Origin of the sequence: Pontibacter roseus DSM 17521 (assembly GCF_000373265.1) — a bacterium.
Lineage (GTDB): Bacteria > Bacteroidota > Bacteroidia > Cytophagales > Hymenobacteraceae > Pontibacter > Pontibacter roseus.
Window position 1 is genome coordinate 496354 of sequence record NZ_KB890762.1, and the last position, 19990, is coordinate 516343.

Below are 19990 nucleotides of genomic sequence, written 5' to 3' on the forward strand. Positions count from 1 at the left end.
GAATATTTTATTCATTATATCATCCGAATATGAAAGCAATCCGTAAAAGGGATTAATTATAACTTTTCGATAAAAAAATATGCTAAAGCGCATACTTTCTCTAGCTGCCCTGTTGGTTCTTGCTCTTAACTATCAGGCTTGGTCTCAAGAAAATGAAAGCTCGCTAATACGAGCAAAAGTGAAACACGGCTCCCTTATGTTAGGTGGCAACCTGAACGGCAGCTACTTCATCACCTCCAGCGAGCTTAATAACACTGGGGAAAAAGTGGATGGCCGGCGCATCAACTTTCAGTTGCAGGGGAAAAACGGCTACTTCATCCGGGAAGACTTAGTAGTGGGACTTGATGTTAGCATACTGCACCAAAGTACCAAGCGAACAGCTGTTGGCAGTGAGTTCGAGCCTAGCCGCGAGACGTTTATGCTGGCAGGCCCTTTCATTCGCTACTATCTGCTGAATGGCGTGTTTGGTGAATTTACGGCGCTGGGTGGTCTGCACAACTTCAACGATGTAAATAGAAAATACAAATCATTAGCCGGCTCGGTAGGAGTAGGCTACGCGCACTTCATCAATGAAAAATTCTCGCTGGAGCCGGTGCTGTCGCTGCGCTACTTCCGGAAAGTAGACCGAGACGGCAGGAGCTATCAGGAGATAGGACCCATGGTAGGGTTCGGATTGCAGGTATACCTGCTGAGAAAGAAATCGCACGTCATCAAGCAAGGTCTCTAGTCCATTCCCGTTTCTAAATTTTATATAGTATATTTGAAATGCTAATCTGTAGTCAATTTGACTGTAGATTAGCATTTTTTATAAAATACGTATGTTCGCTAAAGCCCTTTCAAAACTCATCTTCAAAATCTTTGGCTGGAAACTCAACGGGAACCTAGCTCCTGAACTCCGCCGGTGCGTCATGATTGCCGCTCCCCATACCAGTAATTGGGACTTCATTTTTGCCAGAGCGGCCTTTTATATCATGGAAGCACCCATACGCTTCACCATCAAAAAAGAATTCATGCGCTTTCCGTTCGGGGGGCTGCTCAAATCCATGGGCGCTTTGCCAATCGACCGCTCCAAGAATACACGTATGGTTGATACCATGATTCGCATTTTCAAGGAGACGCCGGGCGACATGTGCGTGCTCGTAACACCAGAAGGCACGCGTAAATACCAGCCTCGCTGGCGGATGGGCTTCTACCACGTAGCGCTTGGAGCTGGTGTGCCCATCGTGTTAGGCTATGTGGACTACTCCAAAAATGAGGCAGGTATAGGTCCGGCCATTTATCCTTCAGGAGACATTGACGCGGATATGGAGAAGATATTCGCCTTCTACCGGACCAAAAAGGGTAAATTCCCGGAGCAAGGCATCAGGTAGTTTATTCATAACGGGTAAGAAATTCTGAAATGAACCTAGAATCGCTAAGAGAAATCTGTCTGGCATTGCCGGGCGTAACAGAAGATGTAAAGTGGGGAGCCGACCTTTGCTTTTTGGTTGGAGGCAAAATGTTTTGCGTGACCGGACTGGAAGGAGATACAGGCGTTTCTTTCAAAGTAAAAGAGGAAGAGTTCGAAGAGCTGTCAGTCACTCCTGCCATTATTCCGGCACCTTATATGGCCCGGAACAAATGGGTGAAGGTACAGCGATGGGACAGGCTCACGGAGGCAGAGTGGCAGCACTATGTAGCGCAATCTTACGGACTCGTGAAAGCAAAGCTGCCTAAAAAGCTAATCAAAGAAATAGAAGCCAGCCAGGTATAGCATATTTACCTGCCATACAAACAGAAAAGCCGCTGATATACTTCAGCGGCTTTTCTGTTTGTATGATCCTGATATGTCTAGGCGATTTGGCGCAAGTCCACCGGAATCACCCGGGATATACCTGCTTCAATCATGGTGATGCCGTACATCACATCCGTAGAGGCCATGGTTCGTTTGTTATGCGTCACTACGATGAACTGCGACTCATTGGAGAACGTGCGGATGATGTTGTTGAACTTATCGATGTTGGCATCGTCCAGCGGCGCATCCACCTCATCGAAGATACAGAAAGGTGCCGGCTTGAGGAGGTAGATAGCGAAGAGCAACGAAATGGCCGTCAAAGTCTTCTCACCGCCTGACAACTGGTTGATTGTCAGCGGGCGTTTGCCTTTTGGCTGCGCCATGATTTCAATGCGCGACTCGAGCGGGTTCTTGGGGTCAGTGAGCACCAAGTCGCAGTTGTCTTCTTCAGTGAAGAGGCTGCGGAACACCCGGATGAAGTTCTGCTTAATTTCGTTGAAGGAGGTTAGGAACTTCTCCTTGGCTACTGTATCAATTTCATTGATGGTGTCAATCAACGCGTTTTTGGCATTGAAAAGGTCGTTGCGTTGCTCGGTGATAAACCTGTTGCGCTCCTCAATCTCGGTATAGGCTTCGGCTGCCATGGCATTTACAGGCCCCATCTTGTCCAATGCAGTTTTCACCTCGGCTATAAACTTGCTCAGCTCCTCGTTGCTCAGCTGGAACAAGCCCTCTGGTTGCATCTCCTGTATTGGCTGCTCCAAATCCTCGGTAGCGATGTTAAACTCGGCTGCCAAACGCTCCTGCACCGATACCAGTTTAATTTTGGTGTCGTTGATGGCTTGCTGCATGCGCATCAACAGTTCATCGGCGTTCTGGCGCTTGCGTTGCAGCTCGCGTATGGTCTTGTCTTTCTCATCCAGTTCCCCTCGCAGGCTGAAATACTTCTTCTCCACGGCATCCAGTTCGTACCCAAATTCCCGGCGCGCCTCCACCATGGTTTCTACCAGTGCCTCATTCTCTTCAATGAAATCAGTGGCCTGAAGTGTTTCATCTTCGGATTTTACCAACTCCAATCGGAGTCCTTCAATCCGCTCCTGGTTTGTCTCAACCGTCTTCTGCTTATAGCTTATTTCCTGCTGCAGGCTGCCGTAGCGGTTTTTAAGTTGGTGGAACTGTATGTTTTCTTGGTTATACCTGCTGGAGATAACTGCTATCTGCTCCTGTTGCTGGTTGAGCTGCGAACTGAGCACAGCTAATTCCTCCTCCAGCCGTTTCAGTTCCTGCTGGTCTTCCGCAGCCTGAGGGGATACCTGCTGGCTTTGCACCCGCAGTTCCTCCAGTCGCTGCTGCAGCTCCTCCTGTTTCTGGTCGAAATTTTTTCTGTTCTGTTGGTGCTGTTCGTTTTTAATGCGGATGGTGAGAAGTTCCTGCTGTTGTTTGGCCACTTCCTTCTCCAACTGCTTGATAGTTTCCTTCTGTGATTCGCTCCTGTAGCTGAGCAGAATCTGCTGCTGGGTGTTGATGCGACTCTGCATTAGGTCTACCTGGTAGTTAAGTTCTTCCAACTCCTTTGCTAGATTCTCCAGGTTCTGCTTGCGACCCAACCGACTGCCGTCGAACAAGCCCACTGAACCGCCAGAAAGGCTGAGGGGCTTCTTGATAGCGGAACCGTCCTTCAGGATGATGGTTCGGTAATCCTCTGCTGAGAAATCTTCTTCCGTTTCGTCGCTGATGTACACGTTGCGGAGCATGTACTTGAGCAGACTGCCATACTTCTTGTCGGCAGAAACCACCTCAAAGGCAGCCTTCAAATTACCGTCGGTAAAGGTTGCTGTAGGCTCTAGTTCCTCAATCTCAGAGAGGATGATGAAGTTCGCCCTTCCTTTGTTGTGCTGCTTGAGCAAGGCAATGGCCTCCACGGCGTCCTGCAGTTCCTCCACCACAAAGAAGTTCATGTAGGGCTCGAGGTAGCTTTCAATAAGTGACTTATAATTAGGCTCGCAAACGATAATGTCAGACAGAAGAGGGGCCGGTTTGCTCCAGCTGTCTGATTGCGCCAGGTACTTGATGGCCTCCGGGAAACCTTCCATGTTCTCCACCAGCGATTTGGTCAGGTTATACTGGTTCTGGCGCGCATCCAGGGCTCTGTTGAGTTCCACCAGCTGCTCCTTCAGTGCCTCAATGTCACCTTCGGTTTTCTCAATATCCTGCAGCAGCGACTCTTCTTTGGCTTGCAGTCGTACTAGTTCACCGGTCTTTTCTTCCAACTCGGTCTGTGCCTCCTGCAACTGTTCTTGTAGCAAGCCTGCGTCTTCGTCAGCTGTCAATTGCTGCTGTTGCAAGCGATTCAGGTCCTGTGTCAGGTTATTTATCTGTACCTGTGCAATCTCCAGTGACTTATTAAGCTGGAAAACGGCATTCTGCTTAGTGCGTTGCTGCTGTGTCAGCTCCTGAAAAGCCTCCTGCAGACTCAGTTTCTGTTCGTTGGCTTCCTGTAGCTGTTCCTTCAACTCGTTTACCTGCTCTTCGGCACCGGCAAAGCTGTCCTGTACCTCTTCCATCTCCTCGCGCAAATGCATAATGCTCTCCTGCGTGTGCTCCAGGTTAGCGGTGTCCTGGCTTATCTGCTGGCGCAGCTGCAGCATGCGCTCCTTGAGGAAGTTGCTGCGCTCCGACTTCAGTTTGATGTCGTTCTCCAACTGGCGCAGTTTTGCCGTTTGCACCTGCATGGTCTTCTGCATCTCGGCCAGCTGCTCCTGTGTCAGGTTCAGTTCCGATTTTTGGTCTGCTATAGCGTCTTCAGCCTCTGTTACAGCAAGTACATAACTCTCTTTAAGGGATGTTTCCTGCTGCACGTCCTGTTCCAGTCGCTGAAGCGATTGTTGGTACTGTGTAATATTACGGCGAGAGTACTCCAGGCTATACCGCTTGTAGTCATCCTTGAGCTGGAAGTACTTAATAGCCTGTTTTGCCTGGCGTTCCAGCGTTTTCATGTTCTTGCCAATCTCAAAGAGAACGTCCTCTACGCGCTCCAGGTCGGCATCTGTTTCCTCCAGTTTCTTCAGCGTCTGCTTCTTGCGTACCTTGAATTTGGAAATGCCAGCGGCTTCCTCGAAAAGCAAACGGCGCGAGTTTTCTTTATCATTGAGAATCTCATCCACCATCTTGAGCTCGATGATGGCGTAGCTGTCGGAGCCTATACCTGTATCGAGGAAGAGTTCATTGATGTCTTTGAGGCGGCAGGTGACGCCGTTGAGCATGTACTCGCTGTCGCCGTTGCGATAATACTTGCGGGTGACGGTCACTTGAGAGTACTCCGTGGGAAGGATGCCTTTGTTGTTGTCAAAGGTGATGGACACTTCAGCCAATTGAACCGGTTTGCGCGTTTTGGAGCCGTTGAAAATCACGTTCTCCATTTTGTCTGAGCGTAGGTTGCGTGTTTTCTGCTCTCCCAACACCCAACGTATGGCATCTACGATGTTAGACTTGCCGCAGCCGTTAGGCCCTACGATTCCGGTTATACCTTCGTCAAAATTGATAACGACACGGTCGCCGAAGCTTTTAAATCCCTTGATTTCTAATCTTGATACTTGCATTCGCGTGAGCGGAAACTATTCGATACAAACTCAAAAATAAGACTAATTTGTTTACTATGGCGCAAGGAAGCAGTATAAATATGCAGGAGGATTGGCCGCGGCACACATAATTTCTGCTATATTTGATAAGAGACTGACACCATGGAAGATTTTAAGCTCATACTATACATCCTGGCCATTGTGGCATACTTCATTTACACTGCCTGGCGCAAAGCGTTCAAAACGCCTGATGAGGATGTGGCCCCTAAACAGGAGAGACCAAAGCAGGAGAGAGCTATACCGAAGCCTATGCCGGGGCCGGTGCAACGGCCTCAGCAGCAAAGGCCTGCTGCTCCGGCTACCTCATTTGAGGACATTCTGCGCGAGATGCAATCAAAGATGGAGCGGGCTAACGAGCAGGCCCAGCAACCTGTAGAGGTGCCAAGACCAATTTCCAAACCCGTACCACATCAGCCTTACAAAGAGCGCGAGACGGTTCGGGTGCTATCACAGGAGAATCCCGACCAAGCGAGGATATTGAACCAGAGAAGGAGGGAGCGAAGAGAATCGGATGAAGCTTTGTCCGAAATCAAACGACAGAAGTTGCTACCACAGACGAATGTATACGCTGAACTGCTCAGAAACCCACAATCCGCACGTCAGGCTTTTATCTTCACAGAGATTTTCAACCGCAAACAGTATTAAGCAGCATCTATTATAGATACTGAGTAAGGGCATAGGCCAAAATGTTGGCGCCCATACGCAAGGCATCCTGCCGCTTGTTCTCCGGGTCGTTGTGCACCTCGGCGTCTTCCCAACCATTGCCTAAATCTGTCTCGTAAGTATAGAAGCATACCAATCGGCCTTTGTGCATGATGCCGAAACCCTGCGGCGGCTTGTTGTCGTGCTCGTGGATTTTAGGAAGTCCATTGGGGAAGGGGTATTTCTGTTTGTAGATGGGATGGTCGAAGGGCAGTTCCACAAACTCGTATTCAGGGAACACCTTCTTCATCTCTTTGCGGATGTACTGGTCCAAGCCATAGTTGTCGTCAATGTGCAGGAAACCGCCGCTGAGCAGGTAATTGCGCAGGTTCTGGGCTTCCACATCTGAAAATACCACATTGCCATGCCCCGTCATGTGCACAAAGGGATAACTGAACAACTCCACGCTGCCCACCTCCACCACTGCCTCTTCTGGCGCGATGTTCATGTTGAGATTCTGGTTGCAGAACCTGATTAGGTTAGGGAGAGAGGTCTTGTTGGCATACCAGTCGCCGCCGCCATTGTACTTCAGTTTGGCAATTTTGAAGCTATACTTCTGCTGCGCCAACAAAGCACCACAAAGCAGTAGGAGAGGAAGGAATAAGAGCGCGCGCTTCATGTTTTTCTGTTCAACTATAACGGTGCGTATATATCGTGTAGTACGTGCAGGGTATGGCAGGCTACCAAAGCCGCCGTCTCGGTACGCAGCCTGCTTTGGCCCAGTGTAATAGGCTTAACCCCAGCTTCGTAGGCCGCTGTAATTTCCCTTGGGGAGAAGTCACCTTCGGGGCCAATCAAAATACAATGCTGCCTCCCTGGCTTATAGTACTCCTTGATGGTTTTAGTTGCATCATCTTCTAAATGAGCGATAAACGTATCGGCAGGTATGCACGTTTGGATGAAGCGCTCAAAAGGAGTCATGTCGTTCAGAAGTGGCAGGAACCCTTTTTGGGACTGTTTCATGGCGCTTACAGCGATTTTCTCAATTCTGTCGAGGCGCAGCTGCTTACGCTCTGAGTGCTCGCATTCCAGAAAAGTAATGGCGCTCACCCCAATCTCCACAGCCTTTTCCACGAACCATTCCATTCGGTCTATGTTCTTGGTAGGAGCCACTGCAATATGCACGTAGTAAGGCAGTTTGCCGTACTCCACCTGCTTGTCTATCACCTGCAGCTGGCACCGCTTCTGATGTGCATCCTGAATGATGGCGGTATACAGGCCACCGCGGCCATCCACCAGGTATACCGTATCGCCTTGCTGAAGCCGCAGCACGCGGGTACAATGCTTAGATTCTTCCTCAGGCAAGGTATAGAGTTCAGAAGCTATGTCAGGGGTATAGAATAGATGCACTGTTTCAGTTTATGGTTGGAAAATAACTTTGAATTTGGGTCTATACAGGTATACGAAAATAAGAAATCCGGAAACAAAAGGATGCCTTGCCACATAAAAAAGCCTTCCTGCCGTAGCAGAAAGGCTTTTCTTAATCCTATAAAGGAATCACTAGTTAATGGATACCTCCACTTGTGGAGCACCGGCCAGAATGTCTTCGCTAGCACTTCCCGCGTACTTGCTGAAGTTCTTGACGAATTTTGAGGCAAGGTCTGTTGCCTTGGCATCGTACTCCTCCTTGTTAGACCAAGTATTGCGTGGATTCAGGATTTCCTCCGGCACGTTCGGGCAGGAATTTGGCATCTCTACACCGAAGATAGGGTGCTTGGTATAGGTCACGCTGTCAAGCTGACCTTCAAGCGCTGCTGTAATCATAGCGCGGGTATACGGCAGTTTCATGCGTGAGCCAATACCGTATGGACCGCCTGTCCAGCCAGTATTCACCAGCCACACGTTCACGTTATTCTCACTCATCTTCTGGCCGAGCATCTCAGCATACTTGGTTGGGTGCAAAGGCAGGAACGCCGCACCGAAGCAGGCAGAGAAAGTCGTCTGAGGCTCAGTCACACCCACCTCAGTACCTGCCACCTTAGCAGTATAGCCTGAAATGAAGTGATACATTGCCTGGCTCGTGTTCAATCTGGAAATTGGAGGCAATACTCCAAAAGCATCTGCTGTCAGGAAGAAGATGTTTTTAGGTATGTCAGCTCTGGACGGTTCTACGGCATTGTCAATGTGGTTGATTGGGTAGGCCGTGCGTGTGTTTTCTGTGACCGATTTGTTGGCATAGTCAACCGTGCGTGTTCCCTCTATAAAGCGGGTGTTTTCCACGATGGCGCCAAATTTGATGGCATCCCAAATTTGGGGCTCTTTTTCGCGGCTCAAGTCAATCACTTTAGCATAGCAGCCACCTTCAAAATTGAAAACGCTGTCTACTGTCCAGCCGTGCTCGTCGTCGCCAATCAAACCACGGTTCGGGTCAGCAGACAGAGTAGTTTTGCCTGTGCCGGAAAGACCGAAGAAAATGGCTGTGTCGCCGTCTTTGCCTACGTTGGCAGAGCAATGCATAGACAGTGTGTTTCTTTCTTCTGGCAATATGTAGTTCAACACGCCAAAGATGCCTTTCTTCATTTCGCCTGCATAGCCTGTGCCGCCAATCAGGATGATGTTGCGGGTAAAGTTGATGATGGCGAAGTTTGGCTGACGTGTGCCGTCTACCTCTGGGTCTGCTTCAAACTCTGGTGCGCAGATAATGGTGAACTCAGGGTTATGGTCTTTAAGCTCTTCTGCCGTAAGACGCAGGAACATGTTATTGCAGAACAGGTTATGCCATGCCTGGGTGTTAATGATGCGCAGGTTCAGGCGGTAATCCGGGTGGGCTCCTGCATAGGCGTCGCGCACGTATAGTCTGCGACCTTTCAGGGAGTCTGTCATCTTGTTGTAAAGGCTGTCGAACTTCTCCGGGTCAAACGCAATGTTGATATCACCCCACCACACGGTGTTTTCTGTTTTGGCGTCTTTCACCACGAAGCGATCCTTTGGTGAGCGACCCGTGAATTTGCCTGTGTCGCACATCAGTGCGCCAGTGTCAGTCAGTACGCCTTCGCCGTTTTTCAGGGCCTCCTCCACCAGTTCGGCAGGAGTAAGGTTCCAGAGAACTTCCTGCGCTTCTTTGATGCCCAGGCTTTCAAGACCAACTGTACCTGATTTAATACCAGATTCTTTCATTTGAAAATAAAGGGTTTATAAGTGAACTGTTTGTTTCACAACTGTGGTACAAAAATATAAAATATTAGATATTAAAATATGATTAAGTTCCATTAATAAATGTGAGGTCTCTCTGGGTCCTTTGTTGTGGCGTAGGCCCTAAAAAATTTGTCTATCTCTGTACAAACCGATATATTTACCTTCTTTGTATGGTCAACTAGTCTAAAACAATCAACAACCAAACCCCTATGTCTTATAAAGAACACACGCTAACCGACCAGGTCAGCGAACAAAATGCCCCCTTGGGAGCAGACCCGGCAGGTCCGGAGATGTTTGGGCACCCGAAAGGACTGTTCTACCTGTTCTTCGCAGAGCTTTGGGAACGCTTCAGTTTCTATGGTATGCGTGCCCTGTTGGTTCTGTACATGGTTAACAACCTGTTCGAATCGTTTGCAAACCGTGACGAGATAGCTTTCGGTATCTACGNAGCCTATGGCGCCTTAGTTTATGCCACTCCTGTAATTGGCGGTATGATAGCCGATAAATTCCTGGGCTACCGCAAATCCATTATGTTGGGCGCCGTTCTGATGGCTCTAGGCCACTTTGCACTGGCAATTGAGCACCCACTTTTCTTTTACGGATCCCTTGCCCTTTTGATTGTAGGTAACGGTTTCTTTAAGCCAAATATTTCAACGCTGGTAGGAACTCTTTATAAGCAGGGTGACACGCGCCGAGACGCGGGCTTTACCATTTTCTATATGGGCATCAACATTGGTGCTATGTTGGCTCCGCTCGTTTGTGGTTGGTTAGGCGTTAATTATGGCTGGCATTATGGCTTCGGCGCTGCCGGTGTAGGTATGTTGCTCGGGCTGGTTATGTTCTGGCAAGGTAGCCGCAGCGGTGTGTTCGGTGACAGAGGCCTGCCTCCTAACCCGGCGGCTATCAAAGAAAAAGTAGGCGGCATCACCAAGGAGTGGTGGGTGAACATCTTATCCGTTGCGGCGCTGCCTTTCCTGGGCTTGATGCTGTTCAATGGCACCATCACACTTCCTGTACTGGGTGAAACTGTGTTTGATGGCTCTTTGATAGATTATGTGATGTATTATGCCTTGCTGCCAATCATTGCCATTATTCTCATCATGAACCTGGTTAAGGCTGAGAAAGTAGAGCGTGAGCGCCTGATTGTCGTAATTCTGTTGACGTTCTTCATTACGGTATTCTGGTCATTTTTTGAGCAAGCTGGTTCCTCACTCACGCTGTTTGCTGAGNGTAACGTGAACCTGACGTTCATGAATGCGGCACAGACTAACTCCATCAACCCTTTCTTCATCGTGCTCTTCGCGCTTCCTTTCTCTGCCATGTGGCTTCTTTTCTCTAAAATGAGAATGAACCCATACACGCCAGTGAAGTTCGCCTTAGGTATAGCGCAGCTTGGCTTAGGCTTCCTGGTTTTTGCATGGAGCGCCGATTTCGCTGATGCAGATGGAAGGGTTTCTATTTGGTTCCTGATTCTAGGTTATATGTTCATCACAACAGGTGAGTTGTTCATTTCACCAGTGGGCCTGTCCAAAGTGACGGAGCTTTCCCCTAAGAAGATTGTGGCCTTTATCATGGGTATCTGGTTCCTGTCTTCTTCATTCGCGCACCACATTGCTGGTATCATCGCCAAGCTGACTTCTGTGAGTGGAGGAGAAGGCGAAGCGGCGACCGGCATGGCTTCTTTGCTTGTTTATACAGGCGTTTTCGAACAGATTGCTTACGTAGCCTTCGGTTTCGCGGTATTGGCGCTGTTGCTTACCCCATTGATGCGCAAGTGGTCGCATGGTATACACTAAGTGGTAGACCTTCCATAATAAAAGTCCTGTGCTGATACCAGCACAGGACTTTTTGTTTTAATAAGACTTTTAGGTTATAGTTGTTCATCATATTAATAGAAATAAGGTATAACTAACCTCCATCAATTTAGGCAGTCATGAGCATACCTATACCTATACCTAAAGGAGTTTCATCTATAGAGTATAGCTATACATGCAAAAGCCCCGGACCAGTAGGCCCGGGGCTTTTTAATTCAACTATGGGAGTCGATTACATCATGCCGCCCATGCCGCCCATGCCACCTGGCATGCCAGCAGGAGCTCCACCTTCTTCTGAAGGCTCCTCAGATACTACGCACTCTGTAGTCAGCAGCAGACCTGCGATTGAAGCGGCGTTCTCCAAAGCAAGGCGAGTCACCTTGGTTGGGTCGATGATACCGGCAGCAAACATGTTCTCATAACGGTCGTCGCGGGCGTTATAACCGAAGTCAGCCTTGCCCTCACGAACCGCCTGTACCACTACTGAGCCCTCGCCACCTGCATTAGAAACAATTGTTCTAAGCGGAGACTCCAAGGCAGTCTTGATGATTTGAACACCAGTCTGTTCATCAGCGTTGTACACGTCGACGTTGTTCAGGGCATCGATGGCGCGGATAAGGGCAACGCCACCACCTGCTACGATACCTTCTTCAACGGCAGCTCTTGTAGCGTGCAGCGCATCGTCTACACGGTCTTTTTTCTCTTTCATCTCTACTTCAGTAGAAGCACCGATGTAAAGAATAGCCACACCGCCAGACAGTTTAGCCAGACGCTCCTGCAGTTTCTCTTTGTCGTAGTCAGATGTAGTCGTCTCCATCTGCGCCTTAATCTGGTTGATACGCGCTACGATATCATCTTTCTGACCAGCACCGTTCACGATGGTGGTGTTGTCTTTGTCGATGATTACTTTCTCAGCCTGTCCTAGGTAATCCAGGGTAGCGTTCTCCAGTTTGTAGCCACGCTCTTCAGATATCACAGTACCACCAGTCAGGATGGCGATGTCTTCCAGCATAGCTTTTCTGCGGTCACCGAAACCAGGAGCCTTCACAGCAGCTATCTTCAGGGAACCACGCAATTTATTTACCACCAAAGTAGCCAGCGCCTCGCCGTCTACATCTTCAGAAACAATCACAAGGCCTTTGCCTGTCTGGACAACCTGCTCCAACACCGGAAGCAGCTCCTTCATGGTAGAAACCTTCTTGTCGTAAATCAGGATGAAAGGGTTGTCAAACTCAGCTTCCATCTTCTCTGGGTTCGTCACGAAGTAAGGAGACAGGTAACCGCGGTCAAACTGCATACCTTCTACTGTCTTCACCTCGGTCTCAGTGCCTTTTGCTTCCTCTACTGTGATGACACCATCTTTGCCCACTTTGTCCATCGCGTCGGCAATCATTTTACCGATTTCAGCGTCGTTGTTGGCAGAGATAGTACCCACCTGAGAGATTTCAGAAGAGTTCTCGATTTTCTTGGACTGCTGACGCAGGTTCTCCACTACGGCATGCACCGCTTTGTCGATACCACGCTTTAAGTCCATTGGGTTAGCGCCAGCAGCTACGTTCTTGATACCTGCGGTATAGATGGCCTGAGCCAATACAGTGGCCGTTGTAGTACCGTCACCTGCCTGGTCAGCCGTCTTAGAGGCTACTTCCTTCACCAGTTGGGCACCCATGTTCTCGATGGCGTCTTTCAGCTCGATTTCTTTCGCTACGGAAACACCGTCTTTGGTGATAGTAGGGGCTCCGAATTTCTTGTCGATGATAACGTTGCGGCCTTTCGGGCCTAAGGTTACTTTAACAGCATTTGCCAGTTTGTCTACGCCAGACTTAATCTTGTGGCGAGCATCGGCATCAAATGTGATGTTCTTAGCCATAGTTATATTGCTTTTATTTTTGTTTAAAAGGAAATGATTAAAGGATAGCCAAGATATCGGACTCACGCATGATTAGGTAATCGCTGCCGTCTACTGATATCTCTGTACCTGCATACTTGCCATACAACACTTGGTCACCTACCTGAACCTGAGGCTTCATAAGAGCGCCTTGCTCAGACACTTTGCCTTCGCCAACTGCCACCACTTCGCCGCGCTGTGGTTTTTCTTTAGCAGTGTCCGGGATGATAATGCCAGACTTCGTTTTTTCCTCTGCTGCAGCAGGAGCTACAATCACTCTGTCTGCTAATGGTTTAATGCTGATTGACATAGTTTGTTATGTTTTTAGTTTTTGTGGTTAATATGTTAACGTTGAAACCATACTCTACCTATCATTTCTTGTGCCAAGCCCCGAAACCTGCCATTTTAAGTCAATTTTGCAGCTTTGGCAGTGGCTATACCTGACAAACTTGACAGAAAGTGTCAGAGAGCGGGAACTAAACAGACAAAAGGTGTCACACAGTAGGAGAGGGTATAAATGAAGAAAGCCGGCTGTCGGGCCGGCTTTCTAAAATCGTTTATGTGCTTACTGAGCGGTGTCTGTCATTGTAGGTATTTCCGCTGCAGACGGAATAGACATGTCTTCCTGTCCTTCAGCTCCCTCAGCGCCTGGTAAAGTAGCAGGGGCCGCCGGCATGCCTGACTGGCGTGCACGCTCTTCGTTGATGCTTCTGTTTACGCCTGCATCTCCGCTTGAATCAATCAGCATGTGGGTGCCTAAAGTCAGAACAACCAGTGCTACTGCAAATCCCCAAGTCAGTTTCTCCAGCAGGTCACCGGTACGCTTCACGCCCATCAGCTGGCTGGCTCCACCGCCGCCAAACTGGCTAGATAGTCCGCCTCCTTTAGGGTTTTGTGCCAGTACTACTAGGATGAGCAGTACACAAATGAAAACAATGATACTGATTAGGGCGATATACATTTTAGGTTATGTTTTGTAATTTCTCTATCTGTTGGGCAAAGTAAGACTTTTTTTCCGGATATTTCAAAATTAGCTGTTCATAAATTTTGAGGGCTTTCTTTGTCTTGCCTTGCTTCAGGAAGATATTGGCCAGGTTTTCAGAGGCCATTCCTTTCTTTATTTTGGAGCTCTTCAAAGACAAGTCCTCTTGGGGTTCCGGCTTCAGTTTCATGTTGGCCATGGTTTTGAGGCGCGGATTCAACTTCAGGAACTGGTCAATGATATCCAACTGCTGGCTGAGCACATGCTTGCTTGGCTGTATGGCTTTCTCTAGCTCATGTGTTTTGCTATACTCCAGGATAAGCTCCGGGTGGAAGCTCTGCGGCCGTTGCCGGGTATAGTCGTCTTTCAACTGTAGGACTTCACCCATTCGGCTGGAACCCATCCAATAACCCAGTGAATCCTCTGCATAGAGCCGGTCTATTTCATCCGTCGTATAGTTGATTTCGGCATCCTCGGGATCATCGGTAAAGTCAGGTTGTTGAGCTAAGCCATTGTCTTGGCTAATTTCAGGTTCAAAGTCACTCTCATCAGCGTTTGCCGGCTCTTCTGAAAGCTCATCCGAGGGAGTAGCTACCTCAGTAACTTCAACTTCTGTTACATGTAGTTCTTCTTCCTGCGGCTCATCAACAGCTTCGTATGCATCGACTTCAGCCAGAGCTTCATCTGTTTCTGAATAGTGGTTTGAAACAGGTATAGCCTCTGCTTCCTCTCTGTGGCTCAGCAAGTCGGTGGAGGAGGAGCTTATGCTGTTGAAGGTGAATAGCAAGGCCAGCTCTGAATCAAGCATTTCCTCCGCTTGTGCCTCTTCGGCAGTTGCATTTTCTGAGGCATCCTGCTGCATTTCTGCTGCTATACCTACCGCGTATACCTCGTTCAGGTCTTCCTGAGGTATAGCTTCAGCCTCCGGAACGTCTGCTGTTATGATTGCCTCCTCTACTGGCGTACTTTCAGGCAAGGCAACTTGTTCATCTGCTTTTTCGGGTGCTTCCGCCTCCTCAAAAACAGGTTCTGGCGATGGGGAGGTATAGATGACACGTTTGAGCAACTGCCGGTCAGTGGCGTAGGAGGAGGCACGGCGAAGGCGCTGTGTAGACAGCATGCTGCCCTTATCAAAAGCTGATTTTGCTAACAGCAGGTGCGCTGTCTGGCAATAGGGGAAGGCTTCCGCCACCTTCTCCAGCTCTTCAGTCTGCTGGTCGGAGATGTTGGATACCTGTTGTATCAGTTTTATAAAGGCCGATTTATTCATGAAAAGGTTGATAACGCAAAAAATTAAGGCCTACCAGTTGGCTACCGTTTTGTTGAACACATCAGCCACCAGGCGCTCCGTCAGCTGGTCTATGGTAGCCGGCGGAATGCGGGTAATGTCCACGTCCTGCGGGAAGTCCTGTGTGATGGTGAACTGCTGATCGAAGTCCTGTTCCGGGTCTTTGGTATTGGTAAAACGAATCTGCACCCCCAGCGTCAGGCGGTTCAGCGTGGCCTGGTCAATGTTGCCCTCGCGCTGCACGGCGGCTGGCGTCAGGGTAAAGCTAATAATCTGTCCTTCTAATTGCAAGTCGCCTTCGCGCTGCAATATAGTCAGGTTGGTGTTGCGCTGGTAGTAGTTCTTGAAGTTGTTGGTCACCAACTGCGTCAGGTTGGCTGGACCCTCACCAGAGCTGTTCTCGAAGTTCTGAATCGATATCGTCTTGATATCCGGTGATATAGAGGTACCGGTGAAGGAGTAGACGCCGCAGGCGCTGCAAAAAACGGCCAATAACAGGATGGCGCTCTGTGCCAGGGCGCGCTTGTTAATCTTCGATGTCATACTGCTTCAATTTGCGGTAAAGGGTTCTTTCGGATATGCCCAAGTCATTGGCGGCATACTTCCGCTTGTTGTTGTGCTTCTTGAGCGCCTTCAGAATCATTTCCTTCTCCTTGGTCTCCAGGGACAGGCTCTCTTCTTCGGTCTCGTGTGGAATGTCCTCCACTTTCTCCTCGTAGTCGTCTTCATGCGACGATTGATTCACTGGCAGGTAGAAGGGTTCCGGCTGCTCTGAGGACTTGTAGGAGCGCATTGTGCCTACCTGCTCAATATTTTCAAAGAGATGTCCGTGCTCTTTGAGGAGTTCATGGTCATTTGGCTGGTGGGTAATGAGCTCAAACACCAGTTTCTTTAATTCAGAGACGTCGCGTCGCATGTCAAACAACACCTTGTACAGCAGGTCGCGTTCCGAGAAGGATTGGTCCGACCCGTTCTCTTTGGCCATGATGGCAGGCAGGCTGCTGGTCTGTTCGCGTGGAAGGTACTGGCGTAGTTTGGTTACGTCAATCTCACGCTCGTACTCGAGCACGGAAATCTGCTCCACGATGTTCTTGAGCTGGCGTATGTTGCCCGGAAACCGAAAATTGAGCAGTTCCTGCACCGCTTCTGGCGTCAGCGTGATAGGTTTGACCCGGTATTTCTCAGCAAAGTCAGAAGCAAATTTGCGGAAGAGCAGGTAGATGTCCTCTCCGCGCTCACGCAGAGGCGGCACCGTGATAGGCACCGTGCTAAGGCGGTAGTACAGGTCCTCACGGAAACGGCCTTTTTCCACGGCATGCATCAGGTTGACGTTGGTGGCGGCCACTACGCGTACGTCGGTTTTTTGAACCTTAGAGGAGCCCACTTTGATGAACTCTCCGTTCTCGAGTACCCGCAGCAGGCGGGCCTGTGTACCGAGGGGCATCTCGCCAATCTCATCCAGGAAGATAGTACCGCCATCCGTCACCTCAAAATATCCCTTGCGGGTATCGGTGGCGCCGGTGAAAGAGCCTTTTTCGTGGCCGAACAATTCAGAATCAATCGTGCCCTCAGGTATAGCCCCGCAGTTGATGGCAATGAACTGCCCGTGCTTACGGGGGCTCATGTTATGGATGATTTTAGAGAAGGACTCCTTTCCGCTGCCGCTCTCTCCAGTAATCAGCACCGTCATCTCGGTCGGGGCCACCTGTGCCGCCACCTGTATGGCGTGGTTTAGCAGGGGAGAATTCCCGATGATGCCGAAGCGCTGTTTTATACTTTGAATATCGATGTTGTACATGCAATCAGGTATGGAGCTTGGATAACTGACAGTTGGGTTGACTTTGTAATAGAGGTATACCTTACTTAATTTGCTATACCTTAATTGGTTACAAATTCAACCTTAATCTACTGCTTCACCGAAAAGAGTGCCTACGGAACAGTCGTTCACGAACACATTCACATAGTCGCCCTTCTTGTAGTGCTTCTTCGGGAATATGACCACCTTGTTCTGGTCGTTGCGTCCACTCAAGAAGTCACCGGACTTCTTAGAGAAGTTCTCTACCAGCACACGGTGCATGCGGCCTATGTCCCGCTTGTTGCGGTTTAGGGAGCATTCGCGCTGCTTTTCAATGATTTCGGCCAGGCGGCGCTTCTTCACCTCCAGCGGAACATCGTCTTCCAGCTTGCGTGCAGCCAATGTGCCGGGGCGCTCTGAGTAGAAGAACATGTAGGAGTAGTCGTACTGCACGTAGTCCATCAGCGAGAGTGTGTCCTGGTGCTCCTCCTCCGTCTCGGAGCAGAAACCGGCTATCATGTCTGAGGAGATACCGCATTCCTCACCCAGAATGGCGCGTATGGCATCTACCCGGTTCAGGTACCAAGCACGGTCATAGGTGCGGTTCATGAGCTCCAGTACACGGGAGTTGCCGCTTTGGGCAGGCAGGTGTATGTATTTGCAGATGTTGTCGTACTTCTTCATGGTGTACAACACTTCGTCTGTAATGTCCTTGGGGTGTGAAGTAGAGAAGCGTACGCGCAGATTAGGGTCTAGGAGCGCCACCTGTTCCAGCAATTGGGCGAAGTTCACGTGCTCGTTTCCATCCTCAGAGGTCCATTTATAGGAGTCCACGTTCTGGCCCAGCAGTGTCACCTCTTTGTAACCCTGCGCAACCAATGCCTCCGCCTCCCGCACGATGGAGTGGGCGTCCCGACTACGTTCGCGGCCGCGGGTGAAGGGCACCACGCAGAAAGAGCACATGTTATCACAGCCCCGCATGATGGAGATGAAGGCGCTCACGCCGTTGCTGTTCAGACGGATAGGGTTGATGTCGGCATAGGTTTCTTCGCGTGACAGTAGCACGTTCACTGCTTTCTGTCCCCCGTCTACTTCGTTAATCAGGTTCGGCAGGTCGCGGTAAGCGTCTGGCCCCACCACCAGGTCTACAATTTTCTCTTCTTCCAGAAGTGATTTCTTGAGGCGCTCGGCCATGCAACCCAATATGCCAATCACCATAGCTGGCTTCTTGCGCTTGTAGTAATTGATTTGGCCCAAGCGATTGCGCACGGTCGTTTCCGCTTTCTCGCGGATGGAGCAGGTGTTGAGGAACACCACGTCTGCGTTCTCAATACTGGAGGTAGTGTCAAAGCCCTGCTCATGCATGATGGAAGACACAATTTCACTGTCAGAGAAGTTCATCTGGCAGCCGTAACTCTCAATGTAGAGTTTGCGCGACTTGCCTGTGTTTGACTCCTCTGTCACTTTGGTGTCACAGGAGGCCACAGCAGTCGCTTGTTCCGGGGTACGGTTATCTATAAAATCTAAATCAACGATTGGGTCCATGCTTCAAATAATCTCTTTCAGCTGCAAATATACTACATCCTCCTAAATAACGTGACAGAATGTCAGAGGAATTGAGTGGAATAAATTTGAAGCACGAAGCCTAATCTAAATTCAGCTCATTAGGCATTAGCCTGCCCAAGCACGCGCATCATGGCCTGAGCCTTTAGCAGACACTCTTCATATTCCTTTTCAGGTATGGAGTCGAAAGTGATGGCGCTGCCTACCATAAAGGAGAGGTAGCCTGTTTCAGCGTTGTATTGCAGGCTGCGGATAACTACATTGAAGTCGAAATCCTGGTTAGGTTGAATATATCCGAATGCACCAGAATAGAGACCACGACGCGTAATTTCCAACTCCTCAATCAATTCCATGGCTCTGATTTTGGGCGCACCCGTCATGCTGCCCATTGGGAAGGCCCCTTTGAAGGCATCCACTATACTGCACTCGGGGCGCATCTCGCCGCTGATGGTGGAAATCATCTGGGAGACCTGCCGGAAGCCGTAGATGCCGAACATTTCCTCTACCCGTACGGTGCCGGTGGCGCAGGACCGCCGAAGGTCGTTGCGCACCAGGTCTACAATCATCATGTTCTCAGCCAATTCCTTCTCATCGTGCCGGAGCTGGAACTGCAATCGCTGGTCCTCTTCGGGCGTTGCACCGCGGCGGATGGTGCCCTTGATGGGTTGGGAGATGAGCTTACGGCCTTGTTTTTTCAGGAACCGCTCAGGGGAGGCGCACATCAGAAAGCGCTGGCCATACTTCAGATAGCCCGAGAAAGGAGTAGGAGACTGCTCGTTCAGGGCCAGGTATAGCGGCAAGGATTGAAGCTGCACCTGCTCCGCGAAGAACTCCATGCAATAATTCAGTTCATACACATCGCCAGCCCATATATGCTGTCTGATGCGCTCTACCTGTCGCACATACTCCTGAAAAGAGACACGCTGCCGTACTTGAACTTCAGGGACAACAAAGGCTGCAGGAGCGGGTGTAGACAGAATGGTTCCAATGAGTTCATCTATTTTATCTGTTGAGCTGTAGATAAGTATAGTATCGTCCCTGAAGTAAAGGTATAGCTCCGGCTCAAAGAAAAAAACAGGTGGAAAGCCAATGTGGTCGGGGTTTTGGCTACTGAGTTTTTCGACCTGATTTTTCAAATCATAGGCCAGGTAGCCGCACCACAAGGTTTGCTGTTGCTTCAATTTCTCCTGCAGGCTTTCAAAAGCCTTGTCACATTCAAAAGCTATTGGAGCGCGGGCAGAAACCGCTAGCAACTCATCAAACCCCTGGTATGGGTATGGAATGTGGTTGGAGGTATAGTAGGCAACCAGTTGGAAATGTTGCGCCCAGGCTAGCGCCTTCACCCGGAACTCAGGTATAGAGATGCCTAACTCTGTAACTTTAACCGTTGTGCTGTAAAGCATTGTGGATG

The 19990-nt window shown here is 49.6% G+C and carries 17 protein-coding genes; 5 read left to right on the forward strand and 12 right to left on the reverse strand.

The window, feature by feature from the left end; genetic code table 11:
* Nucleotides 1-196: 196 nt before the first annotated feature.
* From B051_RS0108740 to B051_RS0108750, 3 genes are all read left to right on the forward strand, one after another.
* The gene (locus B051_RS0108740) at nucleotides 197-727 is read left to right on the forward strand and encodes a hypothetical protein (RefSeq protein WP_018477815.1); all 531 of its coding nucleotides are present in this window, start codon (nucleotides 197-199) and stop codon (nucleotides 725-727) included.
* A 91-nt stretch (nucleotides 728-818) separates the two neighbouring features.
* On the forward strand, nucleotides 819-1370 hold the full coding sequence (locus B051_RS0108745) for a 1-acyl-sn-glycerol-3-phosphate acyltransferase (RefSeq protein ID WP_018477816.1): 552 nt from the start codon (nucleotides 819-821) through the stop codon (nucleotides 1368-1370).
* Between the two features lie 29 nt (nucleotides 1371-1399).
* Nucleotides 1400-1753 carry an MmcQ/YjbR family DNA-binding protein gene (locus B051_RS0108750; RefSeq protein ID WP_026236282.1) on the forward strand — a complete coding sequence of 118 codons (354 nt, stop codon included), beginning with the start codon at nucleotides 1400-1402 and terminating at the stop codon, nucleotides 1751-1753.
* A 77-nt stretch (nucleotides 1754-1830) separates the two neighbouring features.
* Here B051_RS0108750 and smc read toward each other — a convergent pair whose 3' ends face one another.
* Nucleotides 1831-5373 (reverse strand): chromosome segregation protein SMC, encoded by a 3543-nt coding sequence (smc, locus tag B051_RS0108755; protein ID WP_018477818.1) that lies wholly within the window; start codon nucleotides 5371-5373, stop codon nucleotides 1831-1833.
* A gap of 141 nt (nucleotides 5374-5514) precedes the next feature.
* Here smc and B051_RS0108760 point away from each other — a divergent pair, with 141 nt between their 5' ends.
* Complete coding sequence (locus B051_RS0108760) at nucleotides 5515-6057, forward strand: hypothetical protein (protein ID WP_018477819.1); 543 nt, start codon at nucleotides 5515-5517, stop codon at nucleotides 6055-6057.
* A gap of 10 nt (nucleotides 6058-6067) precedes the next feature.
* On the opposite strand, the gene B051_RS0108765 is transcribed toward B051_RS0108760, so the two are convergent.
* From B051_RS0108765 to pckA, 3 genes are all read right to left on the reverse strand, one after another.
* Nucleotides 6068-6733 (reverse strand): DUF4159 domain-containing protein, encoded by a 666-nt coding sequence (locus B051_RS0108765; protein ID WP_018477820.1) that lies wholly within the window; start codon nucleotides 6731-6733, stop codon nucleotides 6068-6070.
* A gap of 14 nt (nucleotides 6734-6747) precedes the next feature.
* On the reverse strand, nucleotides 6748-7464 hold the full coding sequence (locus B051_RS0108770) for a 16S rRNA (uracil(1498)-N(3))-methyltransferase (RefSeq protein ID WP_026236283.1): 717 nt from the start codon (nucleotides 7462-7464) through the stop codon (nucleotides 6748-6750).
* Between the two features lie 150 nt (nucleotides 7465-7614).
* Nucleotides 7615-9231, reverse strand: coding sequence for a phosphoenolpyruvate carboxykinase (ATP) (gene pckA / locus B051_RS0108775; protein WP_018477822.1), 1617 nt, complete (start codon nucleotides 9229-9231; stop codon nucleotides 7615-7617).
* A gap of 308 nt (nucleotides 9232-9539) precedes the next feature.
* On the opposite strand from pckA, the gene B051_RS0108780 reads away from it, so the two are divergent.
* Nucleotides 9540-11045: a peptide MFS transporter gene (locus B051_RS0108780; protein WP_456107042.1), complete on the forward strand. Its 1506-nt coding sequence runs from the start codon at nucleotides 9540-9542 to the stop codon at nucleotides 11043-11045.
* A gap of 250 nt (nucleotides 11046-11295) precedes the next feature.
* Here the strand turns inward: B051_RS0108780 and groL are convergent, their stop codons facing one another.
* The 8 genes from groL to B051_RS0108820 all read right to left on the reverse strand — a co-directional run bounded on the left by groL (nucleotide 11296) and on the right by B051_RS0108820 (nucleotide 19982).
* A complete protein-coding gene (groL, locus tag B051_RS0108785) occupies nucleotides 11296-12933 on the reverse strand; it encodes a chaperonin GroEL (RefSeq protein ID WP_018477824.1) in 1638 nt (545 codons plus the stop codon).
* A gap of 37 nt (nucleotides 12934-12970) precedes the next feature.
* The gene (gene groES, locus B051_RS0108790) at nucleotides 12971-13261 is read right to left on the reverse strand and encodes a co-chaperone GroES (RefSeq protein WP_211214327.1); all 291 of its coding nucleotides are present in this window, start codon (nucleotides 13259-13261) and stop codon (nucleotides 12971-12973) included.
* Nucleotides 13262-13516: 255 nt separating this feature from the next.
* Nucleotides 13517-13912 (reverse strand): preprotein translocase subunit SecG, encoded by a 396-nt coding sequence (gene secG, locus B051_RS0108795; RefSeq protein ID WP_018477826.1) that lies wholly within the window; start codon nucleotides 13910-13912, stop codon nucleotides 13517-13519.
* A 1-nt stretch (nucleotide 13913) separates the two neighbouring features.
* Nucleotides 13914-15203 carry a tetratricopeptide repeat protein gene (locus B051_RS0108800; RefSeq protein ID WP_018477827.1) on the reverse strand — a complete coding sequence of 430 codons (1290 nt, stop codon included), beginning with the start codon at nucleotides 15201-15203 and terminating at the stop codon, nucleotides 13914-13916.
* A 30-nt stretch (nucleotides 15204-15233) separates the two neighbouring features.
* Nucleotides 15234-15764 (reverse strand): LPS assembly lipoprotein LptE, encoded by a 531-nt coding sequence (gene lptE / locus B051_RS0108805; RefSeq protein WP_018477828.1) that lies wholly within the window; start codon nucleotides 15762-15764, stop codon nucleotides 15234-15236.
* Nucleotides 15748-17019 (reverse strand): sigma-54 interaction domain-containing protein, encoded by a 1272-nt coding sequence (locus tag B051_RS0108810; RefSeq protein ID WP_018477829.1) that lies wholly within the window; start codon nucleotides 17017-17019, stop codon nucleotides 15748-15750. The genes lptE and B051_RS0108810 overlap by 17 nt, the downstream gene beginning before the upstream one ends.
* A 102-nt stretch (nucleotides 17020-17121) precedes the next feature.
* Nucleotides 17122-18561, reverse strand: a complete 1440-nt coding sequence (gene miaB, locus B051_RS0108815) for a tRNA (N6-isopentenyl adenosine(37)-C2)-methylthiotransferase MiaB (RefSeq protein ID WP_018477830.1) — start codon at nucleotides 18559-18561, stop codon at nucleotides 17122-17124.
* 119 nt (nucleotides 18562-18680) lie between these two features.
* On the reverse strand, nucleotides 18681-19982 hold the full coding sequence (locus B051_RS0108820; RefSeq protein WP_051080649.1) for an anthranilate synthase component I family protein: 1302 nt from the start codon (nucleotides 19980-19982) through the stop codon (nucleotides 18681-18683).
* Nucleotides 19983-19990: the final 8 nt, after the last annotated feature.

Excerpts from the sequence above, each read along its gene's own strand:
- B051_RS0108745 (WP_018477816.1), top strand. The coding sequence starts at position 819 with ATGTTCGCTAAAGCCCTTTCAAAACTCATCTTCAAAATCTTTGGCTGG.
- B051_RS0108810 (WP_018477829.1), bottom strand. The coding sequence starts at position 17,019 with ATGTACAACATCGATATTCAAAGTATAAAACAGCGCTTCGGCATCATC.
- B051_RS0108820 (WP_051080649.1), bottom strand. The coding sequence starts at position 19,982 with ATGCTTTACAGCACAACGGTTAAAGTTACAGAGTTAGGCATCTCTATA.
- miaB (WP_018477830.1), bottom strand. The coding sequence starts at position 18,561 with ATGGACCCAATCGTTGATTTAGATTTTATAGATAACCGTACCCCGGAA.
- B051_RS0108750 (WP_026236282.1), top strand. The coding sequence starts at position 1,400 with ATGAACCTAGAATCGCTAAGAGAAATCTGTCTGGCATTGCCGGGCGTA.
- B051_RS0108740 (WP_018477815.1), top strand. The coding sequence starts at position 197 with ATGTTAGGTGGCAACCTGAACGGCAGCTACTTCATCACCTCCAGCGAG.
- smc (WP_018477818.1), bottom strand. The coding sequence starts at position 5,373 with ATGCAAGTATCAAGATTAGAAATCAAGGGATTTAAAAGCTTCGGCGAC.
- secG (WP_018477826.1), bottom strand. The coding sequence starts at position 13,912 with ATGTATATCGCCCTAATCAGTATCATTGTTTTCATTTGTGTACTGCTC.
- lptE (WP_018477828.1), bottom strand. The coding sequence starts at position 15,764 with ATGACATCGAAGATTAACAAGCGCGCCCTGGCACAGAGCGCCATCCTG.
- B051_RS0108765 (WP_018477820.1), bottom strand. The coding sequence starts at position 6,733 with ATGAAGCGCGCGCTCTTATTCCTTCCTCTCCTACTGCTTTGTGGTGCT.
- groES (WP_211214327.1), bottom strand. The coding sequence starts at position 13,261 with ATGTCAATCAGCATTAAACCATTAGCAGACAGAGTGATTGTAGCTCCT.
- B051_RS0108800 (WP_018477827.1), bottom strand. The coding sequence starts at position 15,203 with ATGAATAAATCGGCCTTTATAAAACTGATACAACAGGTATCCAACATC.
- B051_RS0108760 (WP_018477819.1), top strand. The coding sequence starts at position 5,515 with ATGGAAGATTTTAAGCTCATACTATACATCCTGGCCATTGTGGCATAC.
- pckA (WP_018477822.1), bottom strand. The coding sequence starts at position 9,231 with ATGAAAGAATCTGGTATTAAATCAGGTACAGTTGGTCTTGAAAGCCTG.
- groL (WP_018477824.1), bottom strand. The coding sequence starts at position 12,933 with ATGGCTAAGAACATCACATTTGATGCCGATGCTCGCCACAAGATTAAG.